The organism is Breoghania sp. L-A4, from assembly GCF_003432385.1.
Lineage (GTDB): Bacteria > Pseudomonadota > Alphaproteobacteria > Rhizobiales > Stappiaceae > Breoghania.
In genome coordinates this window covers 1,295,154-1,320,808 of record NZ_CP031841.1, presented here as the reverse complement: position 1 = coordinate 1,320,808, position 25,655 = coordinate 1,295,154, and the positions used below count along the sequence as shown (strand labels likewise).

29 protein-coding genes and 1 tRNA gene are annotated in these 25,655 nt (G+C 64.3%); 18 read left to right on the top strand and 12 right to left on the bottom strand.

Annotated features, from left to right (window positions below; all coding sequences use genetic code 11):
* Positions 1 to 34: 34 nt before the first annotated feature.
* The 9 genes from D1F64_RS06175 to D1F64_RS06140 all read left to right on the top strand — a co-directional run bounded on the left by D1F64_RS06175 (position 35) and on the right by D1F64_RS06140 (position 11,344).
* Entirely contained in the window at positions 35 to 1,696 is a 1,662-nt protein-coding gene (locus tag D1F64_RS06175; RefSeq protein ID WP_162901337.1) for an AMP-binding protein, read from the top strand.
* The gene (locus D1F64_RS06170; protein WP_117411708.1) at positions 1,693 to 3,891 is read left to right on the top strand and encodes a cytochrome P450; all 2,199 of its coding nucleotides are present in this window, start codon (positions 1,693 to 1,695) and stop codon (positions 3,889 to 3,891) included. Before D1F64_RS06175 ends, D1F64_RS06170 begins: the two co-directional genes overlap by 4 nt.
* Complete coding sequence (locus D1F64_RS06165; RefSeq protein WP_117411707.1) at positions 3,866 to 4,111, top strand: acyl carrier protein; 246 nt, start codon at positions 3,866 to 3,868, stop codon at positions 4,109 to 4,111. The genes D1F64_RS06170 and D1F64_RS06165 overlap by 26 nt, the downstream gene beginning before the upstream one ends.
* Positions 4,111 to 5,796, top strand: a complete 1,686-nt coding sequence (locus D1F64_RS06160) for a carbamoyltransferase C-terminal domain-containing protein (protein ID WP_117411706.1) — start codon at positions 4,111 to 4,113, stop codon at positions 5,794 to 5,796. The genes D1F64_RS06165 and D1F64_RS06160 overlap by 1 nt, the downstream gene beginning before the upstream one ends.
* Positions 5,789 to 6,907 carry a hypothetical protein gene (locus D1F64_RS06155; protein ID WP_117411705.1) on the top strand — a complete coding sequence of 373 codons (1,119 nt, stop codon included), beginning with the start codon at positions 5,789 to 5,791 and terminating at the stop codon, positions 6,905 to 6,907. Before D1F64_RS06160 ends, D1F64_RS06155 begins: the two co-directional genes overlap by 8 nt.
* A gap of 97 nt (positions 6,908 to 7,004) precedes the next feature.
* Positions 7,005 to 7,487, top strand: coding sequence for a hypothetical protein (locus D1F64_RS23145; RefSeq protein ID WP_162901336.1), 483 nt, complete (start codon positions 7,005 to 7,007; stop codon positions 7,485 to 7,487).
* On the top strand, positions 7,484 to 8,641 hold the full coding sequence (locus tag D1F64_RS06150) for an AAA family ATPase (RefSeq protein ID WP_117411704.1): 1,158 nt from the start codon (positions 7,484 to 7,486) through the stop codon (positions 8,639 to 8,641). The genes D1F64_RS23145 and D1F64_RS06150 overlap by 4 nt, the downstream gene beginning before the upstream one ends.
* A 314-nt stretch (positions 8,642 to 8,955) precedes the next feature.
* A complete protein-coding gene (locus tag D1F64_RS06145) occupies positions 8,956 to 9,483 on the top strand; it encodes a hypothetical protein (RefSeq protein ID WP_117411703.1) in 528 nt (175 codons plus the stop codon).
* Entirely contained in the window at positions 9,476 to 11,344 is a 1,869-nt protein-coding gene (locus D1F64_RS06140; RefSeq protein ID WP_117411702.1) for a phage terminase large subunit family protein, read from the top strand. The genes D1F64_RS06145 and D1F64_RS06140 overlap by 8 nt, the downstream gene beginning before the upstream one ends.
* A gap of 140 nt (positions 11,345 to 11,484) precedes the next feature.
* Here D1F64_RS06140 and D1F64_RS23140 read toward each other — a convergent pair whose 3' ends face one another.
* Positions 11,485 to 12,222, bottom strand: coding sequence for a hypothetical protein (locus D1F64_RS23140; protein ID WP_162901335.1), 738 nt, complete (start codon positions 12,220 to 12,222; stop codon positions 11,485 to 11,487).
* Positions 12,215 to 12,439 carry a helix-turn-helix transcriptional regulator gene (locus D1F64_RS06135; protein ID WP_256372889.1) on the bottom strand — a complete coding sequence of 75 codons (225 nt, stop codon included), beginning with the start codon at positions 12,437 to 12,439 and terminating at the stop codon, positions 12,215 to 12,217. Before D1F64_RS06135 ends, D1F64_RS23140 begins: the two co-directional genes overlap by 8 nt.
* Before the next feature lie 93 nt (positions 12,440 to 12,532).
* Between D1F64_RS06135 and D1F64_RS06130 the strand changes: the two genes are divergently transcribed.
* From D1F64_RS06130 to D1F64_RS06090, 9 genes are all read left to right on the top strand, one after another.
* A complete protein-coding gene (locus D1F64_RS06130) occupies positions 12,533 to 12,829 on the top strand; it encodes a hypothetical protein (RefSeq protein WP_117411700.1) in 297 nt (98 codons plus the stop codon).
* Positions 12,822 to 13,103 carry a hypothetical protein gene (locus tag D1F64_RS06125; RefSeq protein WP_117411699.1) on the top strand — a complete coding sequence of 94 codons (282 nt, stop codon included), beginning with the start codon at positions 12,822 to 12,824 and terminating at the stop codon, positions 13,101 to 13,103. Before D1F64_RS06130 ends, D1F64_RS06125 begins: the two co-directional genes overlap by 8 nt.
* A gap of 212 nt (positions 13,104 to 13,315) precedes the next feature.
* Positions 13,316 to 13,696, top strand: coding sequence for a hypothetical protein (locus tag D1F64_RS06120; RefSeq protein WP_162901334.1), 381 nt, complete (start codon positions 13,316 to 13,318; stop codon positions 13,694 to 13,696).
* A 37-nt stretch (positions 13,697 to 13,733) separates the two neighbouring features.
* Positions 13,734 to 15,101 (top strand): phage portal protein, encoded by a 1,368-nt coding sequence (locus D1F64_RS06115; protein WP_117411697.1) that lies wholly within the window; start codon positions 13,734 to 13,736, stop codon positions 15,099 to 15,101.
* Positions 15,098 to 16,906, top strand: a complete 1,809-nt coding sequence (locus tag D1F64_RS06110) for a prohead protease/major capsid protein fusion protein (RefSeq protein ID WP_117411696.1) — start codon at positions 15,098 to 15,100, stop codon at positions 16,904 to 16,906. Before D1F64_RS06115 ends, D1F64_RS06110 begins: the two co-directional genes overlap by 4 nt.
* 9 nt (positions 16,907 to 16,915) lie before the next feature.
* Positions 16,916 to 17,134 carry a hypothetical protein gene (locus tag D1F64_RS06105; RefSeq protein WP_117411695.1) on the top strand — a complete coding sequence of 73 codons (219 nt, stop codon included), beginning with the start codon at positions 16,916 to 16,918 and terminating at the stop codon, positions 17,132 to 17,134.
* Positions 17,135 to 17,137: 3 nt separating this feature from the next.
* Entirely contained in the window at positions 17,138 to 17,473 is a 336-nt protein-coding gene (locus D1F64_RS06100) for a DUF2190 family protein (protein WP_117411694.1), read from the top strand.
* Positions 17,474 to 17,575: 102 nt separating this feature from the next.
* Complete coding sequence (locus D1F64_RS06095) at positions 17,576 to 17,818, top strand: hypothetical protein (protein WP_117411693.1); 243 nt, start codon at positions 17,576 to 17,578, stop codon at positions 17,816 to 17,818.
* Positions 17,815 to 18,885: a tyrosine-type recombinase/integrase gene (locus tag D1F64_RS06090; protein ID WP_117411692.1), complete on the top strand. Its 1,071-nt coding sequence runs from the start codon at positions 17,815 to 17,817 to the stop codon at positions 18,883 to 18,885. The genes D1F64_RS06095 and D1F64_RS06090 overlap by 4 nt, the downstream gene beginning before the upstream one ends.
* A 64-nt stretch (positions 18,886 to 18,949) precedes the next feature.
* Here D1F64_RS06090 and D1F64_RS06085 read toward each other — a convergent pair.
* The 10 genes from D1F64_RS06085 to murA form a co-directional block, all read right to left on the bottom strand.
* Positions 18,950 to 19,025: transfer RNA gene (locus D1F64_RS06085), tRNA-Phe, on the bottom strand.
* A gap of 244 nt (positions 19,026 to 19,269) precedes the next feature.
* Entirely contained in the window at positions 19,270 to 19,509 is a 240-nt protein-coding gene (gene yacG / locus D1F64_RS06080) for a DNA gyrase inhibitor YacG (protein WP_117414463.1), read from the bottom strand.
* Between the two features lie 132 nt (positions 19,510 to 19,641).
* The gene (locus tag D1F64_RS06075) at positions 19,642 to 20,280 is read right to left on the bottom strand and encodes a Maf-like protein (protein WP_117411691.1); all 639 of its coding nucleotides are present in this window, start codon (positions 20,278 to 20,280) and stop codon (positions 19,642 to 19,644) included.
* Between the two features lie 203 nt (positions 20,281 to 20,483).
* Positions 20,484 to 20,702, bottom strand: coding sequence for a translation initiation factor IF-1 (gene infA / locus D1F64_RS06070; protein ID WP_117411690.1), 219 nt, complete (start codon positions 20,700 to 20,702; stop codon positions 20,484 to 20,486).
* 224 nt (positions 20,703 to 20,926) lie between these two features.
* Entirely contained in the window at positions 20,927 to 21,349 is a 423-nt protein-coding gene (locus D1F64_RS06065; protein ID WP_117411689.1) for a low molecular weight phosphatase family protein, read from the bottom strand.
* Positions 21,350 to 21,455: 106 nt separating this feature from the next.
* Positions 21,456 to 21,929 (bottom strand): UPF0262 family protein, encoded by a 474-nt coding sequence (locus D1F64_RS06060; protein WP_248304641.1) that lies wholly within the window; start codon positions 21,927 to 21,929, stop codon positions 21,456 to 21,458.
* A gap of 179 nt (positions 21,930 to 22,108) precedes the next feature.
* Positions 22,109 to 23,401, bottom strand: a complete 1,293-nt coding sequence (hisD, locus tag D1F64_RS06055) for a histidinol dehydrogenase (protein WP_117411687.1) — start codon at positions 23,399 to 23,401, stop codon at positions 22,109 to 22,111.
* Positions 23,402 to 23,484: 83 nt separating this feature from the next.
* The gene (locus D1F64_RS06050; RefSeq protein ID WP_117414462.1) at positions 23,485 to 23,928 is read right to left on the bottom strand and encodes a DUF2948 family protein; all 444 of its coding nucleotides are present in this window, start codon (positions 23,926 to 23,928) and stop codon (positions 23,485 to 23,487) included.
* 155 nt (positions 23,929 to 24,083) lie between these two features.
* The gene (locus D1F64_RS06045) at positions 24,084 to 24,311 is read right to left on the bottom strand and encodes a hypothetical protein (RefSeq protein WP_117411686.1); all 228 of its coding nucleotides are present in this window, start codon (positions 24,309 to 24,311) and stop codon (positions 24,084 to 24,086) included.
* Between the two features lie 24 nt (positions 24,312 to 24,335).
* Positions 24,336 to 25,625, bottom strand: a complete 1,290-nt coding sequence (gene murA, locus D1F64_RS06040; protein ID WP_117411685.1) for a UDP-N-acetylglucosamine 1-carboxyvinyltransferase — start codon at positions 25,623 to 25,625, stop codon at positions 24,336 to 24,338.
* Between the last annotated feature and the right edge of the window lie 30 nt (positions 25,626 to 25,655).

The following is a 25,655-nucleotide window of genomic DNA, read 5'->3' as shown; positions in this document are numbered from 1 at the left end:
GTATGTCCCGTCACGGCAGAGGTTGATTCCGGTGATGAAGAGTCTGCGCTCAGACGTTCTGCGCAATCTCGAGTTGAAGTCAGATGAGCGCCAAATCACGGTGTTGGGGCGTCACGGTCGGGCGAACCACTACACCGGCGGGCAATTGCTGGCCGAGGCGGAGCAGTGCTTGCGGCAATGGGACGCCTGTCTGGGCGCGGGGCCGCATGTGCTCGTCGCGGCGCTGCCGCCGGGCGAGACGTTTCTTTTTTCGCTGATCGCGTCGCTGATCGGCGAAGGAACGCTGGTGCCCGTGGCGCCCCCACGCCCGTCCGATCCTCCCGGCCGGCTGCGCCACATCGCGCAAACCTGCCGGGCTACCGCCGTCTTGTGCATGGCGGCCCGCCGCACGGCCGTCGAAGAGCAGTTGCGCGATGGGGACGGGCTTCCGGTCTGTGCCGTGCTGGCCGTCGACGATCCCGTGCCGATGCCCCTGGGCGGCGCTGGCCGCATCGCGGACCGGACAATCCCGATCATTCAGCATACATCCGGTTCCACCCGCCTTCCCAAGGCGGTTCCGATCACCGCGGCGCAGATACGGGCCAATTGCGCCATGATACAAACGCTGTGGGGCATGAACCGGCAAACGGTCATGGTGAACTGGCTGCCGCACTACCATGACATGGGGCTGATGGGCGGCATTCTCTATCCGCTTCTCAGCGGGGCTTACTCGGTGCAGATGAGCCCCTTCGAGATGATCCGCAGCCCCCTGTCCTGGCTACAGGCGATCGCGACCTACCGGGCGACGTTCAGCGGCGGTCCGAGCTTTTCCTTTCAGGAGTGCCTGACGCGAATCGCGGAGGAGGACTGCGCCGGGCTGGACCTGTCGTCTTGGCAGCGCGCCTTTTGCGGCGGCGAACCTGTGCCGGCGGGCCTCTTGAGCCGGTTCCGGCAACGTTTCGCGCGATCCGGTCTTGCGCCGGACTCCGTGTTCGCATGTTACGGAATGGCGGAATATACGCTCTTCTCCGCCGGAGAGCCCGAAAGCCGGTCCCCGGACACGGATGTCTCGGACATCCCGCAAGGCTGGACGGCGGTTGAACCGTGCCTGTTGTCCGAGCATACGCGGCGCAATATCCGGATCACCCACCCGAAAACCGGCGCGGCGATACCGGATGGCGAAACGGGTGAGATCTGGCTGCGCGGGGCGTCGGCCAGCACCAGCTACCTGGGCGCGCCGGAGGAGACGGACGAGACCTTCGAAAACGAGGCCGATGGAACAAGGTGGATGCGGACCGGGGACCTCGGGGGTGTTTCGGGCAACCGCCTGTATGTCACCGGTCGCCGGAAGGACGTCGTGATCGTCAATGGCCGCAAGGTCGCCGCCAGCGAGATCGAATGGCTGGCCGCGCGCGCGGATTCGGGGCTCAATCCCATGGCGGCAGCGGCTTTCATGCCGGAACCGGCCGCAAGCGGCCACGCCAGCCTCTACATCGAATTGCGGCCTGGCACGCCAAGGCTGAAGGATCCCCGGCAGATCATCGCGCGCATCAGGCGGTCCGTCGCCGGCAGCTACAGTGTGGTGCTTGATGATATCCGCATCCTTCCGCGCGGCGCCTTGCCCCGCACGAGCAGCGGCAAGATTCGCCGTCAGACGGTTGCCGCCACATTTAAGGAATTCGGAGCCTGTCTTTCCGAGCCGGAGGACCTCCGATGACGGGCAATATCTGGGTCGATCCCGCATCCTTCGTCACCAGCCCGCCCGAAGCGGACGCCGTGTTGCGCATGCTCGAGTTGCCGAGGATCGACCACTATCTCGACGCGCTTTCGAAAGATGGCGGCATCGACCTCGGAAACCTCAGACGCCTGTCCGCGAACACGCTGGTTGCCATGACCGGCGAAGACCATCTGAAGACCAGGCGGGTCATCGCGCCTTTTTTCAGCAAGACGGGCCTCGCCTGCTGGAGCGGCGTGCTCGAGGGCGCGCTGAACCATGCGCTCGACCGGCTGGCGGCCGCGTCGCGGCCCGATCTGGTCGCCGACTTCACCATTCCGCTGTTCATTGAGGTCATGCCGCGGGTGCTCGGCCTGTCCATCGACGCGAGCGAAGAACGTTTCCGGGCCATCGAGACGGTTCAGCGGATCACGGAGCCCTACCTTTCCGTACCCACCTTGAGGAAACTGGATCGGGCGGTCGGTGAGCTCATCACCGCATTTCCGGATGCATCGGCTCCAAGCAACGAAGGCCAACCGGAAACCCTGCTCCAATGCCTCTATCGCCGATGTGACGAACTGCCGGAGGATTTGGACGCCCGATATCTCGTGCTGGGGCTTCTGGCCGGCTCGAACTCGGCAACGCAGTCGCTGGCCTTTGCGCTTTATGGCCTGCTGACGGGCCCAAGCGCCTTGTGGCAAGACGCGGCCCGCCCCGACTGGGCCTCGCGTGAGCTGCCGCGCGTTCTCAGTCTGTATCAGACGACCAGGACCCTGGTGCGTGTGGCGGCGCGTGCGACGGAGGTCGCGGGATGCCCTTACGACAAGGGGCAAACAGCGGTGGTCGATATCGTCGGGGCCAACGCCTGCCTGCGTGGCGGCGCGGAACCGGGCCGGCTTCACATGAGCTTTGGCAGTGGGACCCACAAGTGCCCCGGATCGTTCCTGACCGAAGTCCTGTTTTCCCAGGCCATTCCGGCTCTGGCGCGCCGGTTCCCGCGCCTTCAACTCGACAAGGAACTCTGCAGCTTCGTGCAGACGCCGATGATGCAGACGCCGGTCGCCCTGCCTTGCGAAACCGTCGCCGGTTCGCGCCGGCTCTCCAGCCGGCTGTGCGAGATCCAGGACATGGACCTGGCGCGCCAGGTCGTGCGCGGCAACGATCACTTTGCCCCGCCCCGGATGGCGGAGCATCTGACGACGCTGGCCGAGCGAAGCGGACGCGACCTGACCACCGCGATCCGCGTCGCGCGAAACGCCCTGTTCTTCATGGATGGGGAGCGCCATCGGGTGCTGCGCGACCGTATCATCGACACCCTCGGCGCCAGCCGCCTGCGGGACTGGAGCGGTCCGCTGGAGGCGGCCATTGCAGGCGCGCTGGACGGATTGGCGCAGACGAGCGAGCCCGATCTGGTGACCGGCTTCGCCGACCGGATGCGCCAGGACGTCGTCGCGCCCGTCCTCGGGATCTTTCCTGAAGATCCGGAGCGTTTCGAGCAACTCGCCCCCAGGCTTCAGGACGTGCTGGAACCGTGGCTGTCGCTGCGGGAACTGGAGCGCGTGCAGTCGACCTTTGGCGAGGCGCTCTCCTTGATGACCGTTCCGGCCCCTCACGCGGGGCCGCGGTCTCTGTTAGAGGATCTGCTTGCCGCGCGCCCTGAGGGATTTTCCGCCATGGACATCAAGGCCGTGGTCCTGGTTCTGTACGGCGCCGGTTTCAATCTCTCGCACACGCTTGCCAACATCCTGCACTGGATCCTGACGCGCCCGCCCGAGGAGCGCGCCGGGGCGGATGGCGCGGAATGGATCGACAGCCGCCTGGAGGATCTGATCGCGCTGTGCGGCAGTCCCAAGTTCATCTACCGCATGGCGCGGCACGATCTTCAACTGGGCGACGTGCCGATGAAGACGGGCGACACGGCGCGTGTGAACATCCAGGCCGTCAACAGGGAGCAGGCCGGCGGCGCCGGGCATCTCTCCTTCGGCCACGGGCTCCACCGCTGCGTCGGGGCCGGCCTGTCGCGGCTGGTGATCCGGCGCGCCGTGCCCGCCCTGTTTTCCCGATATCCCGATATTGCCCTGGTCGCGCAGGGCCAGCGGTACTTCCCCCTGTCGCAAACGGTGGCGCTAAGCGCCCTGCCCTGCACCGACACTCCAACAGAGAACAAGAAGAATGACGCTATCCACCGAACTGCTTGAGTTCTTGCGCCAGCAGATCGCACAGCGCACCAAGCTCAATATCGAAGACATCTCCGAGGACTCGGTTCTCATGGATCTTGGGCTCCAATCGATCGATGCGGTGCTGCTCTGCGGCGATGTCGAGGACCGTTTCCAGGTCGAAATGGATCCGGCCGATATCTTTGACCATGAAACCTTGGGGGCATTTGCCAAGTCGATTCTGCAGCGCCTGGCGGACTGATGACGATCTTTCACCTCGGGTTGTCTACCTCTGGTCACGATCCCGCTCTGGCGATCGTGGACGAGACTGGTCGTGTGATGTTTGCCGAGGCGACCGAACGTTTTGTGCAGGACAAGCGCGCCTGGGGTATTGCGCCGGATCATGTGAACCATCTTGAGGCGGCGCTGGCAGCGATCGGTTTTGATCCGCAAACCGATGAGCTGCGGGTCGCGACGAGTTGGAAAACGGTTAAGGCGGACCTGCCGGTGCAGCTTTCGAACGCGCTGCTTCCCGCCACCGACGGCCGTTGGCTTCGTCAATTGCATACGGGAATTCATGCCGCTGCCGGAGCTTCGCTGTTGCGTCTGGGACTGGCGCAACACATGCCCGAGGTCAGCCGGTTCGATCACCATCTCTGTCACGCCGTGGCGGCCAGCCTGTTCGCTCCGGTCGAGGATGCGGCCTGTCTGGTCATCGACGGCGAGGGCGAGGTGGGCGCGGTGTCGCTGTTCGATCTGCGCGATCGGAAGATCCGTCGCCGCTGGCGATCCTGGGGACCGGGCAGCCTGGGGACGCTCTACGCCTGGCTGACGGGACTGTGCGGCTTCGATTGGCGCCTGGGTGAGGAATGGAAGGTCATGGGGCTGGCGGCCTATGGCAAGGTGCGGCCAGAACTGCGCGACGTGATGAGCTCGATTGTGTCGGTCGAAAAGGGGCGCCTGCGTTTCGCGGATGAAGATGCCCTTGTCAAGGCGCACGAAACGCTGCGGCCCTTTGCCCGGAGCGCCGGCGCCTCGCCGCTGGAAGCCGCGGATCTTGCGGCGAGCGGTCAGGCCGCCTTTTCGGAACTGGCCGACCAGGTCCTGACGGAATGCCTGGACGGGGCGCAGGGAAATCTGATCCTGAGCGGCGGGTGCGCATTGAATTCCTCCTACAATGGCACAATCGCGGGACGGACCGGATTCGAGCGTGTCTTTGTTCCCCCCGCTCCCGCCGATGACGGCAATGCGATCGGTGCCGCGATCCTGAGCTGGATGCAGACCACGGGGACGAGCCGGATACCGGTTTCCGACGGCTCTCCATTTCTCGGCAGCACGCCCTCGCGAAAGGCGCTGGCGCGGCTTTCGCATCTGGGCCGCTTCGGGATGGTGAGCGATATCTCGGGCGGCAGCGCCGGTGAAATCGCCCGGCGGCTGGAGCAGGGAAAGATCATCGGCGTCATGCGCGGGCGGGCGGAGTTCGGCCCGAGGGCTCTCGGGAACCGGTCCATTCTGGCCGATCCGCGCAGCCCTGACATGAAGGAAAGACTCAATCGTGACGTGAAGGGCCGTGAGCCCTACCGGCCTTTCGCTCCGGTGATCGCGGAAGAGACTGTATCGGACTGGTTCGAGCGGCCTCAGGCCTCTGCGTACATGTCGTTCGCACTGCCTTGGCGCGACGACCGGAAGGATCTGGTTCCCGCGGTCGTACACGAGGATGGCACGGGTCGCCTGCAGACCGTCTCGGCGACGAACGCGCCATGGATGTATGATGTCGTTCAGGCGTTTGGCGCATTGACCGGTGTGCCGATCGTGCTCAATACCAGCTTCAACATCATGGGCAAGCCGATCGTTCACTCGATTGAGGATGCCCTGGCTCTGTTCATGACCTCGGGACTGGATGCGGTGTTGATCGGCGAGCTGTTGCTGGAGAAACGGGATGGATAGGGGCAACGTTTCGGATCAGAAACTCAAGCTCATCGCAAACTACGTGGCGCACTGGCGAGGCAGGAAGACCGGACGATTCAACCTGATCACCATCGCGAACGAATCCGGAACCAAGCCGCCGCTCGTCTGGGTCTTCAACGCATCGCACGAATTTCCCTCCATGGCGGCCGAGCTGGGACCGGACCAGCCCCTGATCGGCATGCGATCGCTGCTGCACATAATCCGTACCGGCGATGGCAGTATTTGGGACACGAGAACCCTGGCTGACATTTATGCGGCCGATCTGCTGCCTGTTCTGGGATCCGAAAAGGTCTACGTTGGCGGAAATTGCGCGGCTACGCCCGTTGCGGCCGAGATCGCGAGAATTCTGATTCTGAACGGATGCAAAGTTCAGGGTTTCATCGGTCTGGAATGGTCGGTTCTTCCGCCATTGCCTGTGCGCTGCACGCTGGTGTTCGGCGCTGAAAGCGAAAAATACAATCCGTTTTTGCGCAACATCGATCCTTGGCCGCTCTGGCGCCGCCTCTTTCCAGACGTTGTCTGCGAAACAATTCCTGGCGAGCATGGCACTTTTTTGGATCCGGATGTCATTCCACCGTTTGCCGGCCATGTGCGGTCGGCTCTCTCGCTGCCACCTGCTGGACTTCATGAGTTGCGCGCAAAGACAAAGATCGGACGGCTGCTGAAGTCGGTTCAGACGAGCAAATGGCCTTCCATACTCGCAGACAGGATACGGTTGGCGCTCAGGTTGCCGTCTGCGCCCCACAACGGGTCGCGTCCAGAAACAAGGAGTGAAGACCTGCCCAAGCCGGTTCGGCCAGGCACCCGCTTTTCCCTTCGCCTTGAACCCTCGGCGAAAGTCCGGCCGGGAGACGACGTGCTGGCTCTGTGGGACAGCCGCGTCTTTCGGAACCTGCCCGCTCATCAGACGGCCATCCCGACCCGGCGTCCTGATGGATCCTGGCAGGTCGAGCTCATAGCGCCCAGCGCACCCGGAGTCTGGACGCTGCAGACATTCTTGTGTCACGCGGGCCGTGGCCCGCAAAACTGGACCAACGATACGACGCGGTATTGTCAAGTGACGGTCGAAGGCCCTGCGCTTGCGCTCTGATGGATACGGCGCCCGCCAATGTGCGCGACGGACCCCGTATTCGGAAGGATCCGCAAAGCCGCTGGCACGGGCGTCACACCGGTCCCCCGCGCGCTCGTTGGACGATTTCATGCGATTGGGAAGACTGCCCAATAGCGATCGCTTCGCGGAATGGGCTGGCGTGCCATCAACATTCACGCCCACACGGCACGTTTCAGACAAAAGGCGTCAAGCGTTCCCCGCACCCTGTGCCAAATGCGCCCCGCACCTTGGCGCAAAAGGCAATCAATTCAAAAACTTAAATGGGGGAAGTGGTGCCCGGAGGCGGATTCGAACCACCGACACGCGGATTTTCAATCAGAATACCATTGATACCGGCCAAGGCTTTGCCGCTTCGGCGGGTGTCAAACCGGGTACCAAAAATCAAGCACTTAGCGACGGTTTGGCAAACCCGTTTTCGGAGGAAATCCGCGATTGCGCCCACCTGATCCGGCGCATCGGAAACGGCCGTCACGCCACCCCGGAAACCATCCTCGAGGACAAGCACGAGGCAGCGGACCGGCTCCTGTTGATCGCTGATCGCATGGAGCTGGCGCGATGACGGAAGACACCTGGGCAAGGGGCCGTGAGCGCATCAACCGCACCATCGCGGCGGCGACCTCGCCGCGATTTGGGAACTATCCCGGCCTGCTCGCCGTCCACGAATTTCAGGAAACCGAAATCCCGCCCCGCCGCTGGTGCGTGCCCGAGTGGGTGCCTGACCGCACGGTCACGGCGCTGTACGCGGACGGCGGCACCGGCAAGAGCCTGCTTGCCATGCAACTGGCGACGGCGGCCGCGACGGGCACGTCGTGGCTTGGCATCGAGGTGCCGCAGCGCACGGTGCTGTTCGTGTCCTGCGAGGACGAGCGCGACGAATTGCTGCGACGCCAGGACGCAATCAACCGTGTTCATGGGCTGGACTTCGAGGACTTTGGTGGCCGCTATCACTGGCTGGACAAGACCACCGGCGAGACGCTGCTGATGACCTTCAAAAACGGCATCGGCCAGCCGACGAGCTTTGGCAAAAACCTGATCGATCTGGCGAAGGAAATCGGCGCGCAGCTGATCGTGATCGACACCGCCGCCGACACGTTTGGAGGGCGGGAAATCGAGCGCCTGGAGGTGCGCCAGTTCCTCACATACCTGCGCCGGATCGCCACGGAAATCGACGGTGCCGTCGTCGTTCTCGCGCACCCCAGCGTCGCGGGAATGAAGGATCGCGGATACAGCGGCTCGACCGCGTGGCGCGCCAGCGTTCGCTCGCTGATCACCTTCGAATTTCCCGAGGTCGAAGACGACGCGCCGGGACCGGCAGACCTGCGCATCCTGACGCGTCGCAAGTCCAATTACGCCAAGATCGGAACGACCATCACCGCGCGGTATGTGGGCGGGGCCTTTGTCGCCGAAACCAAGGAGGTTGACGGCTCACTCATGGACAGCCTGCAAGACGAAATCACGTTCATGAACGGGCTTCGCAAACTGCTGGAGGCGGGCATTTGTCCAAGCGTGAACCGGACACGGCCGGAGTACGCTCCGCGCCAGATGAAACGCTACGGCGGAAAGGAGGCGAGCCAGCTCCCGATTGACCGGCTGGAGAGGGCCATGCGGCGGCTCTTCGACAAGGGCGAAATCCACGTCGTCGAGCACCGCAAAGGGTCCAAGCCCGTGGTGCCGATCGACTACGATTTGAGCACATGGAGGACAGCGAAATGACGTGCCGACAGCTGCCGATAGCTCGCTGTAACCCATTGAAATCATTGTGCCGACATATAGCTCCCTCGGTGCCGATAGCTCGCTGTAAGCCATTGAGATATAACAACTCTTTTGTGCCGACATATAGCCCCCTCTCCCCTACGGGGGAGAGAGGGGGACGCTTGTCAGCGCGTCCCCCTCTCCACCGGCGTGGAGGGGCGGCTGGCGACGGCGGGTCCTTCCTGCCCCAAGCCAATACGGGGCGACTGAGCGCACGGGTTTTTTAGACGGCGGAATTTTAGGATCTAAAATCGGGATCAAGCGGATGGCGAGACATGCAGGAAGTGCAGGGCTTTGACCTGATCGGAGGAGCGGACAGCGGACCCAAAACGCTGTCCAAGCGCGCATTCGGCGAGGCGATTGGCGTCTCGGCCGGCCGCGTGTCGCAGCTCATCGCCGCCGGCCTGCCGGTGGAACCCAACGGGCGAATCGAGCTGGCGAGAGGCCGCGACTGGTACCGCGAGAACGTGGACGGCAACCGCCGGCGCGGCGAGGCCGGCGACGACTGGACGCTCGCCAGCGCCAAGGCCGAACGGGAGGCGGCGGACGCGAAGACGGCGCGCCTGAAGGCGGAAATCCTCGCCGGCAACCTGATCGAGCGGCGCGCCGCCCTCCAGGCAATCGAGAGCCGCGCCAGGGCGGAGCGCGACGCCTGGATCGGCTGGGTCAACCGCGTCGCCCCGGCGCTTGCGACCAGCACCGGCGGCGATCTTTCGGCCATCGTGGCGATCCTGGACCGCGAGGTGCGCGACCAGCTCGCCAGCCTCGCCAGAACACCGCTGGAGGCCATGGGCGATGATTGATCTGGCCGCGATCACGCCGGGACTGGTGGATGCCGCAAGGCGGCGCGGGCTGGCACCGGAGCCTCAATTGAGCGTCTCGGAATGGGCGGACAGGAACCGCGTGCTGCCGGCGACGAACGCGGAGCCAGGCGCGTGGCGCACGTCTCGCGTGCCCTACCTGCGCGAGATCATGGATTGCCTGTCGGTCGCCTCGCCGGTGGAACGCGTGGTGTTCATGAAGGGCGCGCAGACCGGCGGCACGGAAGCCGGCATGAACGCGATTGGCTACTGGATCTCGCATGCGCCGGGCCTGATCCTCGCCGTCTGGCCGTCCATCGACATGGTGCGGCGGAACTCCCGCACCCGGATTGAACCGCTGATCGAGGGCACGCCGGCCATCCGCGAACGCATCGCGCCGCCCAAATCACGCGACAGCGGCAACACGATCACGCTCAAGGAATTCCCCGGCGGCGCGCTGGTGATGACCGGCGCGAATTCCGCCACCGGCCTGCGCTCCACCCCGGCGCGCTATCTGGTCCTGGACGAGGTGGACGCCTTTCCGGCCGACGCGGACGAGGAAGGCGACCCCGTGGCACTCGCCATTCAGCGCACGGTGACGTTTCGCGGGCGGCGGAAAATCCTGCTGATCTCGACCCCGACGATTGCCGGCGTGTCGCGGATCGAGAAGGCCTATGCGGAGAGCGACCGGCGGAAATTCTTCGTGCCCTGCCCGCACTGCGCCACGCACCAGGTGCTGGAGTGGTCCGGCGTCACCTGGGACGCGGATTCGCCGCGCGCGGCGTTCTACAGCTGCCGGGCGTGCGGCGGCGTGATCGAGGAACGCGACAAGCCCGACATGCTGGCCAAGGGCGAATGGCGCGCCACGGCGACAGGCGACGGGCTGACGGCCGGTTTCCATCTCTCTGCGCTCTACTCGCCGTTCGAGAGCTGGGGCGAGATCGCGGTGGATTTTCTGGCCTGCAAGTCCGATCCGGTGCGGCTGAAAAGCTGGGTCAATCTGAAACTCGGCGAGGCCTTCGAGGACCGCGAAACGGCCCCGGTGGAGGCGGACACGCTGATGGCCAGGGCGGAAGCCACAGACGGCGAAGATTGGGGCGAGCTGCTGCCGGACGGCGTGGCGCTGATCACCGCCGGAATCGACACGCAGGACGACCGGCTGGAGGCGGAAATCGTCGGCTGGGGGATGGGCGAGGAATCGTGGTCGCTCGACTACCAGGTGTTCTGGGGCGATCCGGCAAAGCCGGACGTGTGGCGGCAGTTGGACGGTTATCTCGCGCGGCGCTTCCGGCATCCGCGCGCGGTGCCGGACTTGGCCGTTGCGGCCGTGGCGATCGACACCGGCGGACACCGCACCGGCGAGGTGATGAAATACGTCCAGGCGCGGCAGAACAGGCGCGTGTGGGCGATCAAGGGGCGCGGCGGGCCCGGCGTGCCGGCATGGCCGAAACGGCCTCCCAAGCCCAAAAGGAACGCGCTTGCGCCGCTGTTCATCATCGGCGTGGACGGCATCAAGCACACGCTGCTGGCGCGGCTGCGGATCACCGAACCCGGCCCCGGCTGCTGTCACTTCCCGGCGGAGCGCGACCGGGACTGGTTTCTCGGGCTGACGGCGGAGCGGCCGGTGCGAAAATGGAAAAAGGGCGTGGCCAAAATCGAATGGGTGAAGGATTCCGGCGTGCGCAATGAGCCGCTGGATTGCCGCGTCTATGCGGCGGCGGCGTTGCAGGGGTGGAGAACAATAGGACAAGATCTTGTTCAAATTGCACTTCCAATTAAATCCATGCAATTACGAAGCGGGCAACCGGAGGTGAGCTTATGCAATAGCACTCCTCAATCATATGAATCCAAGTGGCTGAATTGAGAAAAAATTCTCAAATTTCATTAACTATCCTCTCAAAAACTATTCTAATTCTTTAATAGCCTTCTCTACCGCCTTTAAACGAGCATCTTTATCTTTCTTTTCTTTATCTTCTTCTAGAATTAGCAATATCATATGATATATTATTTCAAATAGCCCCCACATTTATCCTCAGTGTAATCATGTACTCCGGCGCTTAGCATCCCGTATATTTTTTTATTATCCACCATAATTTTAGGTAAATGTTCTTTCAATAGATCTATCTTCTCACCAATTCTCGCTTCTTTAAATTCTTTCATTTCAGCCATATTTTGCTCAATCGCCCTGAGCTCTATTAGACCCTCAAATACTCTTCGTAAATATACAAAGGCACCTATATTAGCACCGTGAGATGCTAAACCTATAGCTTTGTTTAATTCTGACTGATATTCCGAAGTTAAAACGGAACGATACTTACGTAACTCGGCCTTTGAAATATCTGCCAAAGTAGGATACTGACCAATTTTTTGCCAATACGCCACATCGAGCTTCATAATTACATCTATTACATGATCTTTATCCGCAGAGCATTCATATCTAACAAAAGATATGTTTCCTCCAACTTCTTGATGATAAACAATACCATTTGGATGCTGCCTCATTAGAGTTTGCATTCCGCTCTTCACAGAAATGCAGTAAAATATTCTAGTCCTTTTACATATATTGCAGAATCCTTCTATATGTTCATTCTGCAATTTAAGTATGTCGGCACCACTGAAATCATTTATATATTTAATTTTTGAGTATAATGGAAAATCAAAAACAAATTCTGAATGGTCTGCCTTCTTAAATTCATTACTATTTTCGTTTAAATTCGACTCGTCAACTTCATACTCAGACATTCTTTAACCTCACTCCAGGACCATCGCCATTTTGATCAATAAATGTCACGCCCATAACTTCCAACGCCAATCGAACGGCGCCTACTGTCCTTGGTTTTAGTTCTTCTCCGCGCTCCAAGCGCGCGATCGTATCCGGCGATACAGCCGCAAGCTTCGCTAAATCGCGAATACCTAAGCCAAGGGCAGCTCTTGCCATTTTACATTGAACCGCTAACAAATCAGAACACCGTTACGATTATGATTGACGGAAACTGAAAGACGCATTATCGTCTCAGTGTTACGAATTCAGAACATACCACAGGAGCCACGAATGGACACCCATTTTCGTGAACGGCAGAGCTTTGCCCCGCTCTGGCTGACGGTCGAGCCGCAGATGCGCAAACGCATCGAGGCGGCGATTGACGGGCTTGTGGCGCTGCTCGACCAGATCGACGGAGACCCGGACCTGGAGGACGGCGGCGATTTCGAGCCGACCGTGAGCCGGCCGGAATACACCGGCCACTTCGCGCGCCACCCGATGCGCGGCGATTTCCGCGACCAGCCGGAACTCTGCAACGAGGACGGCGAACGGGAAATCGATCACGACCGGGAGGAGGATTATGGTTGATCTCTCCCGCCGCCAGGTCTTCGGCGTGGCGCTCGCCCTTCCCGCCGCATGTCCCGCTGATCGCATTGCCTTCCACGCCCGTGCGCTGAAAGACGCCCTGGACGCGGCCACCTGCCAGCCGGGCAGCCGCTGGTGCTTTGTGATGGCCGGCCGCGCCGGCGAACCCTGCGAGATGCTGGAGGCGAAGCGCTTCGACAGGAGCGCCGCCGGCGAGACAAGCACGCTGATCCTGCCGCGCGAAAGCAAATCGAAATTCGCCCGCATACGTATCTGATACACTTGCAACGGTCCTATTTTTTGTGATACGCCCGTATCGTTATGACCAATGCGCCCCAATACCGCCCCTACAAGAGCTCCACTGCGGTCGCCGTCGCCGGCTGCAAACCCTCAACCTTTCGGGCGTGGTGCAACCGGAATGGCCTGTTCAAGGATCGATACCAGGACAAGGGCGATAAATGGGCCAGGTTCACGGTCCCCGATATCTGCATGCTGCGCCTTGTGGTGGTGCTGACGAACATGGGCATTTCCGCGCAGATTGCCGTTGCCCATGCATCGCTCCTGCAAGCGAAATTCGATGAGCTTTACGACAAGGGCAAGCTGGACAGCTCGATTGTATTTATCAGCGCTCAGCCCGACGAGGACGACGAGGAAGACGCCTACTACATGGACGGATTCGACTATCAGCCGGTCGCGGTTGCGATGCGCACCGCCGAATACGGCGGTCGGTTTCCCAATGGAACCGCGATTGTCATCGACCTGATCACTCTCATGGACGAAGTGCTCTTCCAGCTCGACAAGCTCGACGCGCCGGAGTCCCCCCCATCACCTCGCAAGCCGATTTGGAGCGGATGGCGTGCGACGTGCTGATCGAGGTACTGGACCCGGGAGACGAGGAGGACACCGAATGATCGCCGCCCTGTCCCGCCTGTTTCGTCGTTCCGCGCCGGCCCTTGACGCCGCCGGCGGCGGGCGGCGTTGGCGCGACAGCGGCGTGATCTCCAACGCCGCCACGGTTCACGCGCTGGCCTCCACCGTGGCGGCCCGCGCGCAGCACTACGCGCTCAACAACCCCACCGGCGTGCGGATGCTGGAGAGCCTTGCCACCAACGTGGCCGGCGACGGCATCAAGCCGCGTTCCGAGCATGAGGACGAGGCGACGCGGCGCATGCTGCACCGGCGCTTCAAGGCCTGGACGGACGAGGCGGACGCGGACGGGCGCACCGATTTCTACGGCCTGCAGCAACTGGCGGTGCGCGATCTCGCCACCTTCGGCGAGGCGCTTTTTCTGATCCTGGGCAATCCCGAGACCGGCGCGCCGCAGCTGCGCCGGCTGCACCCCGAACAGCTGGACCGCTCCAGGACCCAAAGCCTCGCCAACGGCGGCGCGATCCACCAGGGCGCGGAATTCGACGCCTCGGGGCGCATCGCCGCCTACTGGATTCGCCGGGCAGCGCCCGGCGATGCGCTCGCCGGCATTCCGCTCGCGCCCGTGCGGATGCCGGCGGGCGGTGTCATTCACCTGTTCCGGCAGCTGATCCCCGGACAGATTCGCGGGCTGTCGTGGTTCGCCCCGGTGCTGGTGCCGGCGCGCGAGCTGGACAGCCTGACCGACGCCATGCTGGTGCGCGCCCGCGTGGCCGCACTGCACGCCGGCTTCATCACCGACCCGGACGGCACCCCGCCCTATGACGGCGAACAGGCCGACGCCACCTTGCAGGCGGGGCTGGAGCCGGGCGCGCTGATCAACCTGCCGATCGGCAAGCATATCGAGTTTCCCGACGCCCCCGACCAGGGCGGCGCGGGACCGCTGATGGACACCACCTTGCGCATGATCGCCGCCGGCATGGGCGTGACCTACGAACAGGCGACCGGCGATTATTCGCACACCAACTATTCCAGCGCGCGGGCCGCGCTGATGGAATTCCGCCGCTTCTGCCAGTCGATCCAGCACCACACGCTGGTGTTCGGCCTGTGCCGGCCCGTGTGGCGCGGCTTCGTGCGCGCGCAGGTGCTCACCGGCGCGATCCCGGCGGCGCGCTACCAGAGCGACCGCAGCGCGCTCGAGGCGGCCAAGTGGCTTCCCCCGGCATGGCCCTGGGTGGACCCGCAGAACGACGCGAAGGCGGCGGAAATCGCCCTTGCCAACCGGCTGCGCTCGCGCTCGGAAATCATCGCGGAACGCGGCTACGACGCGGAAGACGTGGACGCCGAGATTGCGGCGGACGCGGCGCGGCTCAAGACCCTGGGAGTTGAACAGGAGGCGACGCAATGAACGCTCCGGTGACGATCCGCGCGGGCTTTGAGCCCGTCAGCATCGACGACAAGAGCCGCACCGTGGACCTGGTCGCCTCGACCGGGGCGGGCGTGGAGCGGCGCGACATGGACGGCCCCTTCGTGGAGGTGCTGGAAGTCTCCGAACAGGCCATCGACCTTTCCCGGCTGGACGGCATGCCGCTGCTGGACAGCCACCGCCAGGACGGGCTGGAGAACGTGCTGGGCGCGGTGCGCGCCGTGCGTTTCGAGGCCGGCAAGCTGATCGTCAAGGTCCAGATTTCCCCCCGTCATGACGCCTTCTGGCAGGACATCAAGGCGGGGATCATTCGCAACGTGAGCGTCGGCTATCTCCCGAAAGACTGGCGTGACGGCAAGGATGCGGCGGGCGCACGCATCCGGACCGTCACCGCCTGGGAGCTGCGCGAAGTGAGCCTTGTGCCGGTGGGAGCCGACCCCGCCGCACGCACCAGAGGACAGGACATGCCTCCAGAACTTGAGACGCCGGAAGCGCCCCCGGCAGAAACCAGGGTGAACACACCGCCGGCGGAAACCCGTGCGGCGGTCAATCAGGAAATCCGTGCCCTGGGCACCACCTTCGATCTCGGATCGGATTGGGCGAATGGCCTGATCGATCGCGGCGCATCGGAGAACGAAGCCCGCGCGGCGGCGCTGGAGGCCATGCGGGAGCGCCAAAGCGGCGCGCCCACGGCCCGCACCAGCATCATCGCGCAGCACGACGACCCGGCGGCGATCGCCACCCGCATGGGCGAGGCGATCTATGCCACGCGCGTCAACCCGGCGCACGAGCTGTCGGAACCGGCGCGCGCCTATGCCGGCATGACGGTGCTGGACATGGCGCGCGACTGCCTGCGGCGCGGCGGGATCTCCACCACCGGGCTGAACCGGGCGGAGACGATCACGCGGGCGCTGACCACCACCAGCGATTTCCCGGTGATCTTCGGCGACACCGGCAACCGGGCGCTGCGGGCGGCGTATCAGGCGGCCCCCGCGCCGCTCAAGATGCTGGCGCGGCAGACGACGCACAGCGACTTCCGCGCCAAGACCAAGGTGCAGGCGGCGGACCTCGCCAAGCTGGAGAAGGTGAACGAGCACGGCGAATACAAGCACTCCGGCTTCATCGAGGCCAAGGAGACCTACGCGATCGGCACCTATGGCACGATCGTGGGGCTGTCGCGCCAGGCGCTTGTGAACGACGACCTGGGCGCGTTCACCGACCTTGCCGGCAAGCTGGGCGTGGCCGCGGCGGAATTCGAGGTGCAATTCCTCGTTGACCTGCTGGTCAAGGCCGCGGGGCTTGGCCCGACGATGGACGACGGCAAGGCGGTGTTCCATGCCGACCACGGCAACCTCGCCGCAGCCGGCGGGGCGATTGCCGTGGACACGCTGTCCGCCGCACGCCTCGCCATGCGCCGGCAGACCGGCCTCAACGGCCGGCCGATCTCGGTCACCCCGAAATACCTGCTGATCCCGCCGGAACTGGAGACCACGGCGGAAACCATCCTCGCCAGCATCCAGCCGAACAAGACGGAAGACGTGAACCCCTTCGGCGGCAAGCTGACGCCGCTGGTGGAGGCGCGGCTGGTCGATGCGGCACGCTGGTACATCGCAGCCGATCCGGCGACCATCGAAGGGCTGGAATACGCCTACCTGCAGGGATCGGAGGGACCGCAGACCGACAGCCGCGCCGGCTTCGACATCGACGGCGTGGAGGTGAAGGTGCGGCTGGACTTCGGCGCGTCGTTCCTGGACTGGCGCGGCTGGTACATGAACCCCGGCGAGTGAGGCTGAGCCATGGCCGAAACGCTTGAAGCCCTGCAGACGCGCCTGGACAAGCTGCGCGACGCCCGCGAATGCGGCATCCGCAGCGTGCGCTACGGCGAGGATGAGGTCGCCTACAAGTCGGACGCCGAAATGGCCGGCGCAATCGACGCCCTGGAACGCCGCATTGCCGCGCTCCAGGGCAGGAAACCGGTGCGAACCGTCTACATCAATTCCACAAAGGGACTGTGAGCCATGCAGAATTTTGTGCAAGCCGGCGGGACGATTACCGCCACAGCGCCGAGCGGCGGGGCAACCTCCGGCGACGGCGTTCTGATCGATCACCTGTTCGGCGTGGCCGCGATCACGGCGGCCGAGGGCGCGGAGGTGGAGCTGGTCACCGAGGGCGTGTTCGATATCGCCAAGGAAGCCGGCGCGGCGTTCGCGGCCGGCGCGCCGGCCTATTGGGACGCATCCGCCAAGGTCACCACCCCGACCTCGACGGGCAACATGCGCATTGGAACCGCGATCGCGGACGCTGCGACCACGGACGCCACGGCACGCGTCAAGCTTTTGGGACATGCGATCTAGCGGCGGGGTGCGAGGGGCGGCGCGGTCCCGCCTCAAGCGGTTGCCTGCCGCCGCAATGCCCTTCCAGGCAACCGCAGACCGCTTTCATTTGGAGACAAGGCTATGGCAACAGCAAAGCTGAACCTGCAGGTGCAGCCCTACCGGATGCTGAAAAAGTCGGAAGCGGCATCCTATTGCGGACTGCCGGCGGCGAAACTGGCGACGGTCTGCCCGGTTGCGCCCGTGCAGTTCCCCGGCGGCGCGCTGCTTTGGGACGTGCGCGACCTGGACGCATGGCTGGAAAGCCTCAAGACCGGCGCGGCGGACAGCGACGACGCCATTCTCGGCAGGCTCGACCCGTCATGAGCATCGTGCGCATCAAGGGCTTCCAGATCTTTCGCGACCGGTTCGGCAAGATGCGGTGCTACCACCGCAAGAGCCGGACGCCGGTCAACCTGGACAATGCCCCGCTCGGCTCTGCGGCCTTCCTCGCCGAATGCACGCGCATCAACGCGCTGGAAGCACCGCCGTCGAAGCCCGGCACCCTGGGCGGACTGATCGAAAAGTACCGGGCAAGCCCGGCGTTTCTCGATCTCGCCCCGCGAACGCGCTCCGACTACCAGCGGGTATTCGATTATCTCCAGCCGATCCGCGACACGCCGCTGACGCGCTTCACGACGCCGTTCATCGTCAAGCTGCGCGACAAGACGGAACACAGGCGCAAGCGGCGGTTCGCCAACTATGTGCGGGCGGTTCTTTCCTCGCTGTTCTCATGGGGCAAGGAACGCGGATACCTGAAGGAGAACCCGGCCCTGGGCGTGCGCAACGTGCGCAAGCCGAAGGGCACTCCCGACGCCAACCGGCCATGGTCCGATTCCGAACGCCACGCCGTGCTTGAAGCCGCATCGCCGCAGATGCTGCCGGCGATCGCCCTGATGATGTTCACCGGGCTGGGGCCGCAAGATGCGCTCACCCTGCCCCGCACGTTCTATCGCGACGGCGACATCGCCACCAGGCGAAGCAAGACCGGGGAGCCGGTGTTCTGGCCGGCCATAAGCCCCTTGCGGGACGCCCTGGACGCGGCCCCGGAGCACGACGCCATCACCCTTTGCGCGAACTCTCGCGGCCGTCCCTGGACCGTGAGCGGCTTTCGCGCGTCATGGCGGCCGTTGCGCGAACGGCTGGAGAAGGAAGGCAAGGTGCAGCCAGGCCTGACGCTCTACGGCCTGCGCCACACCGTGGCGGTGATTCTGAAGGAACTCGGCTACGACGACCGCAGCATTGCCGACGCGCTCGGGCAGAAGACCGAGGCCATGGCGCGGCACTATTCGAAGGGCGCGAACCTGCGCCAGAAGATGACCGGCGTCGCCGCCAGTCTGGAGGCGGAAGTGAACAGCCGGCGAACAAAAGTTGTCAAACCGGACGTAAAATAACGTCAAACTCGGAGGCTTGCGAAATGCAGCGGAACGAGAATGCCAATGATTTCAATGGGGGAAGTGGTGCCCGGAGGCGGATTCGAACCACCGACACGCGGATTTTCAATCCGCTGCTCTACCAACTGAGCTATCCGGGCCTGTCCGGGGCGTTGAGCGCCTTGGCGCCGTCCCGTGAGGTTCGCGTTTTATAGAGAAGGCTATTGCCGCTGTCCAGCGCCTCGCTGGCATTTATCCAACGCTGAATCCGAATTGCCGCACCGCCGCGCAGCGGACCCGAAAATACACGCCGGCGGCGCGCGATTTCCGTTCAACGCCAAGGCATTGCCGCGGCGCAAGGCAATCGCCCCCGCACGTCCCGGCTTCGGCGCTGCACGCGCCACGCTACTCCTCGAACTGCGAGGGGTCGATGTCGTCGAGTTCGACAACCGGCACGGAATAGGCCGCGTTGAGCCAGCGGTGCAGGTCGACGTCGGCGCAGCGCTTGGAGCAGAAGGGGTAGAATTTATCGACCGAGAGTTTCGAGCAGTTCGGACAGGGCCGCGCGCGGCGCGCGGGCCGCGTCTCCTCGGTCTCGCCGCCGGAGGCGGGGCCCTTTGCAGGATCTTCGGTGTCGTTACTCATCGCATTGTCCGCCAAGGCAGGTTTGGAATGGATCAGGGCGCCGCGTGAGGCGGGGCTCCATCGATGCAGGATAACTCTGGCGCGCGGGGCGTGGCCAGCGTCACCAATTGCGGCATCGCGCGCGCGTCACGCTCAGCCTTCCGCCATCGACAGCGGATCGCTCCAGTTGGCGCGCAACGGGTATCCCGCGCCCCCCAGCAGGCTCGCGGTCTCATAGAGCGGCAGGCCGACCACATTCGAGTAGGAGCCGACCAGCTTGACGACAAAGCTGCCTGCGAGACCCTGGATGGCATAGCCGCCGGCCTTGCCGCGCCATTCGCCGGAGGCGACGTAGTCGTCCACTTCCTCGCTGGACAGCCGCTTGAAACGCACACGCGTCTCGACCAGCTTCTGGCGGACCGCGCCGTTGGGCGCCATCAGGCACAGTCCGGTATAGACCCGGTGCGCGCGGCCGGACAGAAGCCGCAGGCACTGTTCGGCTTCCTCGGACAGCTCCGCCTTGGGCAGTGCGCGGCGTCCGACGGCGACAACCGTATCGGCGGCGAGAACCAGCGCGCCGGCGTATTCGTCGTCGCGTTCGGCCGAGCGGCGGGCGGTCTCCGCCTTGATCCGCGCCAGACGGGCGGCGAGCGCCCGGGGCGTCTCGTTCTTTTCGGGCGTCTCGTCGGCATCCGACGGCAGCAGGTAGTCCGGCTTTATTCCAATCTGCTCAAGCAAAGCGAGCCGCCGAGGCGACCCTGAGGCAAGAACCAGCAACTTGCGATCCGTCATCGCGCACAACCCGTCAACGCATGAAAATGGTCAGACTGCGAGCCGAAAGAGCCCGCGGCCGCCCCGAGATGAGCATCTGTCGCAAAAAGGGAGCCGCTTGCGCACCGCAAACCGGCTCCGGAGCCCCGGAACCGCGGCGGCGTCCTGTCGCCCATGCAGCCCCATACGCGCGAAAAACGCCCCCGGTGGCGACCTTGCAACATCTACTTGAAACGATAGGTGATGCGGCCCTTGGTCAAGTCATAGGGCGTCATTTCAACGAGCACCTTGTCGCCGGCAAGAACGCGAATGCGGTTCTTGCGCATGCGGCCAGCGGTGTGCGCGATGATCTCGTGGTCGTTTTCCAGCTTTACGCGAAAGGTCGCGTTGGGCAGAAGTTCCGTGACCATGCCCGGAAATTCCAATATTTCTTCTTTAGCCATTCGGTTTCCTGGCTCTCCTGTTCCAATGTGCGCGCGAACCTAGCGGATTGCCGCGAGAAATGGAACAGTCCAAAGACGGTGCCGCGCACGTATTCCCATTCCCTCCCGCCAAATCGCTTCAAGATCAGCGCGGCAACGCGAAAAGAATGTTCCGCGGATGCTTGACGCCCGCCCGCCGACGGGGTTCCGCCGCCTTGGCGCGCGCGCGCGCGCGCGCGCAAGCGCTAGCCGCTGGGCGACGGCCGCCAGCCCAGGCGCTGCTTGATGCGCGCCATCAGCTGATCGCGCACCGCGCGGTAGGCATCCATGATCTGCTCGCGGCTGCCGGTGGCCAGCGTCGGATCGGGGGTGGGCCAATACTCCACATCCAGCGCCTGCGTGCGGGTCAGTTCAAGCGCCATGTGATGGGCCTCGGGCGCCAGCGTGATGACCAGATCGAAATTGGTGTCCTCGAGCTCCTTCAGCGTATGCGGCTCGTGGGCGCTGATATCGAGGCCGATTTCCTCGATCGCGGCGGCGACGAAGGGATCGCGCTCGCCCTTGCGGACGCCGGCCGATTCCACATAGATCTGACGCGGAAACAGGTGCCGGGCGATGGTTGCGGCCATGGGCGAACGCACCGCGTTCATGCCACAGACAAACAGCACCGCGCCCGGCCGGGCTGGCGCGCCGCCGGCCTCCGGACCGGGATCCGGAGCATCGGGCGTCGGCGCGCCGCGATCATCGCCCCCGGGGGCGCCTCGCGCATGCCGTTCAACCCTTCCAATGCAGCGCGCAGACCAGCGTGAACAAACGCCGCGCGGTGTCAAAATCAACCGTGATCTTGCCCTCCAGCCGCTCGACCAGCAGCTGCGAGCCGTCGTTGTGCACCCCGCGACGGCCCATGTCGATCGCCTCGATCTGGCTCGGCGTGGCCGTCTTGATGGCCTCGAAATAGCTCTCGCAGATGAGAAAGTAATCCTTGACGATACGCCGGAAGGGCCCGAGCGACAGGATATGGGTGACTACCGGCTCGCCGCTTTCGCGCTCCACCGCGAAGACGAGCTTCTTTTCCACCACCGCGATCTTCAGCCTGTAAGGGCCGCCGGTATCGCCGGCCGGCTCGAACTGGTTGTCGGCCAGCAAATCGTAGATCGCGACGGCGCGCTCGTGCTCAATGTCAGGCGTGGAGCGCTCGATCGACGTCTCGTCGAGATCGATTGCGATCAGACGCGCGCTGTCCCTCACCCTGTTCTCTCCCGCCCCGCCCGTGCTCATGCGCCGATGCCTGCCGTGTCCAAGTTCGCCGTGCCAGAATATCCCGTCGCGCGGAAGTGTCGCCGCGATGGTGCGCGCGATCCATCCTTCATTTGTTCAAAGGGCCGATTTGCGCACCAGGTCCCGATGGTCCAGCCGGCCGGACTGCCCTAGAGATTGAGCCGGATCGCCACGGAGCGTCCATGGGCATCCAGCCCTTCGGCCGCGGCCAGACGCATCGCGGCAGGTCCGATCGCGCGCAGAGTATCCGGATCACAGCGCAGGATCGAGGTGCGCTTGACGAAATCCAGCACCGAGAGACCGGAGGTGAAGCGCGCGGAACGGGCCGTCGGCAGCACGTGGTTGGAGCCGCCGACATAGTCGCCCACCGCTTCCGGCGTGTAGCGGCCCATGAAGACGGCGCCGGCGTTGCGCACCCGCGCGAGCATGGCCTCGGGATCGGCAACCGCGAGTTCCAGATGCTCGGGCGCGATGCGGTCGACCAGCGGCACGGCGGCGGCCAGATCGTCGACGACGATCACCACGCCGAAATCCCGCCAGCTCGCGCCGGCGATTTCCGCGCGCGGCAGGGTCTTGAGCTGCCGCTCGACCGCAATCTCCACCTGTCCGGCCAGCTCCGCGCTGTCGGTGATCAGGATCGACTGGGCGAAGGCGTCGTGCTCGGCTTGGGCCAGCAGGTCGGCGGCCAGCCAGTCGGGATCGTTGTCGGCGTCGGCAACGACCAGCACCTCGGAGGGACCCGCGATCATGTCGATGCCGACGGTGCCGAAGACCTGGCGCTTGGCGGCGGCCACATAGGCGTTGCCGGGGCCGACGATCTTGGCGACGGGGTCGACGGTTTCCGTGCCATAGGCCAGCGCGGCCACGGCCTGCGCGCCGCCGATACGATAAATCTCGCTCACGCCGCCCAGCCGGGCGGCGGCCAGCACCAGCGGATTGAGAATGCCGTCGGGGCTGGGCACCACCATGGCGATGCGATCGACGCCGGCCACCTGCGCGGGCACGGCGTTCATCAGCACGGAGCTGGGGTAGCTCGCCGTGCCGCCGGGCACGTAGAGACCGACGGATTCAATCGCCGTCCATTTGGAGCCGAGCTCCACGCCAATGGGATCGGTGTAGCGGTCATCCTTGGGCATCTGGCGGGCGTGGTGCGAGCGGATGCGGTCACGCGCCAGCGTCAGCGCCGCCATGGTCTCGGCATCGATCTCGGCAACCGCCGCGTCAATTTCCTCGACCGTCACCTTGATGCCGCGCTCGCCCAGATCCAGCCGGTCGAACCGCTGCGTGTAATCGATCAGCGCGGCATCGCCACGGCTGCGCACATCCTCCAGGATGGCGCGAACAGCCGCGTCCACGTCGTGGGAGACCTCGCGCTTGGCGCCCAGAAGAGCCGCGAAGCGGGCCTCGAAATCACTGTCCGTGCTGGTCAGGCGGATCGCCACGTTCTTGTCTCCTGCCGTTCAGGCTCATTGCCGGCGCACGCCGTCCGCAGGCATCGCCACCGCATCTCGACGTTTAAGAGCCGTCAGGCCTCGTCGAGGTCATGTTCGGGTTTGTTGTCCGTGGCCCAGGCGGCGCCCAGATCGGCAAGCTGCGCCTCGATGCACTCCACATCAAGCTGCACCGCGCCGCCGCCGGCGAACACCAGCGTCAGCTGTCCGGCCGGCGCTTCGGATTCCTCGAAGGCCAGCGCCAGCAGTTCCAGGACCGCGTCCTTGTTGGAACGATCGATGCCCGAGGAGCGCACCGCCATTACCCGGTTGAAATGCAGGGCCGACCGGCGCCGCTCATACTGCCGCTGGCGCTTGCCCGTGACGCTGTCCCAGACAAAGCGGTTGACCACGAGCATGAAGCGCTGCTCGGCCGGCTGCCAGTGCATGTCCGCGAGCTTGACCACCGCGTCCTGCACATGCGCGGAAACGACCTGAAGGTCTTCTGCATCCAGGGCGGCGAGTTTCAGTTGATCGATGCTGGTCAATGTCCGTTCCTGAATTGCCGGGTCTCGCGCGTCGGCTTTCCGCCGCGCGGCGGCGCCCGCTGGTCCGCATTCGCCCGCCCTGAACTAATGACTCGCAGGCTGTTTGACAATCCGTCACAGGCGCGCATGCGGCCTGCTGGGTCGCATCAGTCCTCAGTGTCCCGTCGGAAACGCAGATCCGCCCGCACCTCTTCCGGCGTCGCGCGGCGGCGAAACAGAGACTTGCCCAACCATAGGCCGCCGATGCAGACCGCCGCGCCCGCCATGACGCCCGGCCAGCTTCCAAGGACGACAAAGATGCCAAAGCCTCCAATCAGGAATGCCAGCTGCACCAGAAATCGCAGGGAGGCGGCGGAAAGGCGCCGTTTCGCCATATGCCACAGGCTCCGGAAATGGCGCTAGCCCGACACGCGCTCGATCGAGGCGCCGCAGCGGGTGAGCTTCTCTTCCAGCCGCTCGAAGCCGCGATCGAGATGATAGACGCGGTTGACCGTCGTCTCCCCGTCCGCGACGAGACCGGCGATCACCAGCGACACGGAGGCGCGCAGATCCGTCGCCATGACGGGGGCGCCGGTGAGCGTCTTCACGCCCTCCACGGTGGCGACCTGGCCGTCGAGGCTGATCTTCGCGCCGAGCCGGGCCAGTTCCTGCACATGCATGAAACGGTTTTCGAAGATCGTCTCGGTGATGCGCGAGGCGCCCTCGGCCTTCGTCATCAGCGCCATAAACTGCGCCTGGAGATCGGTTGGGAAGCCCGGGAATGGCGCGGTGGTGATATCCACCGGGCTGATGCCCGAGCCGTTGCGCCGCACGCGAAGGCCGGAATTGGTCTCGGTGATCTCCGTCCCCGTCTGGCGCAGCGTGTCCAGCGCGGATTCCAGCAGATCGGCGCGCGCGCCCTCGAGCATGACATCGCCGCCGGTCATCGCCACGGCCATGGCGTAGGTGCCCGTCTCGATCCGGTCCGGGATCACCGAATGCCGGTGCCCGTGCAGACCCTCGACGCCCTGGATATGGATGGTGGGGGTGCCGGCGCCCTCGATCTTCGCGCCCATGCCGATCAGGCAATTGGCCACATCGACGACTTCCGGCTCGCAGGCGGCGTTCTCGATCACCGTTTCACCGCGCGCCAGACTTGCCGCCATCAGCACGACATGGGTGGCGCCGACCGACACCTTGGGAAAACGGATGCGTCCGCCGACAAGGCCGTTCCTGGCCGCGGCCACCACATAGCCGCTCTCGATATCGATGTCCGCGCCGAGGTCCTTGAGAGCCTCGATGAAGAAGTCGACCGGCCGGGTGCCGATGGCACAGCCGCCCGGCAGCGATACGCGCGCCTGGCGCATGCGCGCCAGCAACGGACCGATGACCCAGAAGCTCGCGCGCATCTTTGAGACCAGTTCATAAGGCGCCGTGGTATCAACGATCGAACCGGCGGTGAGATGCACGGTCTGGCCGGTCAGCGCGTCCTGACCCGGCCGCTTGCCGTTGACCGAATAGTCGACGCCGTGATTGGACAGGATATGGGTGAGCTGCTGCACGTCGCGCAGACGCGGCATGTTGTCCAGCGTCAGCGTTTCCTCGCTGAGCAGGCTGGCGATCATCAACGGCAGCGCCGCGTTCTTGGCGCCAGACACCGGGATGACGCCGTTGAGGCGCGCGCCTCCCACAATCTTGATCTTGTCCATGAAGTGTCCCGGTTCGAAGCAAACTGACTG

Coding starts and splice junctions, on each gene's coding strand:
- D1F64_RS06175 (WP_162901337.1), top strand. CDS start 35: ATGAAGAGTCTGCGCTCAGACGTTCTGCGCAATCTCGAGTTGAAGTCA.
- D1F64_RS06170 (WP_117411708.1), top strand. CDS start 1,693: ATGACGGGCAATATCTGGGTCGATCCCGCATCCTTCGTCACCAGCCCG.
- D1F64_RS06165 (WP_117411707.1), top strand. CDS start 3,866: ATGACGCTATCCACCGAACTGCTTGAGTTCTTGCGCCAGCAGATCGCA.
- D1F64_RS06160 (WP_117411706.1), top strand. CDS start 4,111: ATGACGATCTTTCACCTCGGGTTGTCTACCTCTGGTCACGATCCCGCT.
- D1F64_RS06155 (WP_117411705.1), top strand. CDS start 5,789: ATGGATAGGGGCAACGTTTCGGATCAGAAACTCAAGCTCATCGCAAAC.
- D1F64_RS06150 (WP_117411704.1), top strand. CDS start 7,484: ATGACGGAAGACACCTGGGCAAGGGGCCGTGAGCGCATCAACCGCACC.
- D1F64_RS06145 (WP_117411703.1), top strand. CDS start 8,956: ATGCAGGAAGTGCAGGGCTTTGACCTGATCGGAGGAGCGGACAGCGGA.
- D1F64_RS06140 (WP_117411702.1), top strand. CDS start 9,476: ATGATTGATCTGGCCGCGATCACGCCGGGACTGGTGGATGCCGCAAGG.
- D1F64_RS23140 (WP_162901335.1), bottom strand. CDS start 12,222: ATGTCTGAGTATGAAGTTGACGAGTCGAATTTAAACGAAAATAGTAAT.
- D1F64_RS06130 (WP_117411700.1), top strand. CDS start 12,533: ATGGACACCCATTTTCGTGAACGGCAGAGCTTTGCCCCGCTCTGGCTG.
- D1F64_RS06125 (WP_117411699.1), top strand. CDS start 12,822: ATGGTTGATCTCTCCCGCCGCCAGGTCTTCGGCGTGGCGCTCGCCCTT.
- D1F64_RS06120 (WP_162901334.1), top strand. CDS start 13,316: ATGCTGCGCCTTGTGGTGGTGCTGACGAACATGGGCATTTCCGCGCAG.
- D1F64_RS06115 (WP_117411697.1), top strand. CDS start 13,734: ATGATCGCCGCCCTGTCCCGCCTGTTTCGTCGTTCCGCGCCGGCCCTT.
- D1F64_RS06110 (WP_117411696.1), top strand. CDS start 15,098: ATGAACGCTCCGGTGACGATCCGCGCGGGCTTTGAGCCCGTCAGCATC.
- D1F64_RS06105 (WP_117411695.1), top strand. CDS start 16,916: ATGGCCGAAACGCTTGAAGCCCTGCAGACGCGCCTGGACAAGCTGCGC.
- D1F64_RS06100 (WP_117411694.1), top strand. CDS start 17,138: ATGCAGAATTTTGTGCAAGCCGGCGGGACGATTACCGCCACAGCGCCG.
- D1F64_RS06095 (WP_117411693.1), top strand. CDS start 17,576: ATGGCAACAGCAAAGCTGAACCTGCAGGTGCAGCCCTACCGGATGCTG.
- D1F64_RS06090 (WP_117411692.1), top strand. CDS start 17,815: ATGAGCATCGTGCGCATCAAGGGCTTCCAGATCTTTCGCGACCGGTTC.
- yacG (WP_117414463.1), bottom strand. CDS start 19,509: ATGAGTAACGACACCGAAGATCCTGCAAAGGGCCCCGCCTCCGGCGGC.
- D1F64_RS06075 (WP_117411691.1), bottom strand. CDS start 20,280: ATGACGGATCGCAAGTTGCTGGTTCTTGCCTCAGGGTCGCCTCGGCGG.
- infA (WP_117411690.1), bottom strand. CDS start 20,702: ATGGCTAAAGAAGAAATATTGGAATTTCCGGGCATGGTCACGGAACTT.
- D1F64_RS06045 (WP_117411686.1), bottom strand. CDS start 24,311: ATGGCGAAACGGCGCCTTTCCGCCGCCTCCCTGCGATTTCTGGTGCAG.
- murA (WP_117411685.1), bottom strand. CDS start 25,625: ATGGACAAGATCAAGATTGTGGGAGGCGCGCGCCTCAACGGCGTCATC.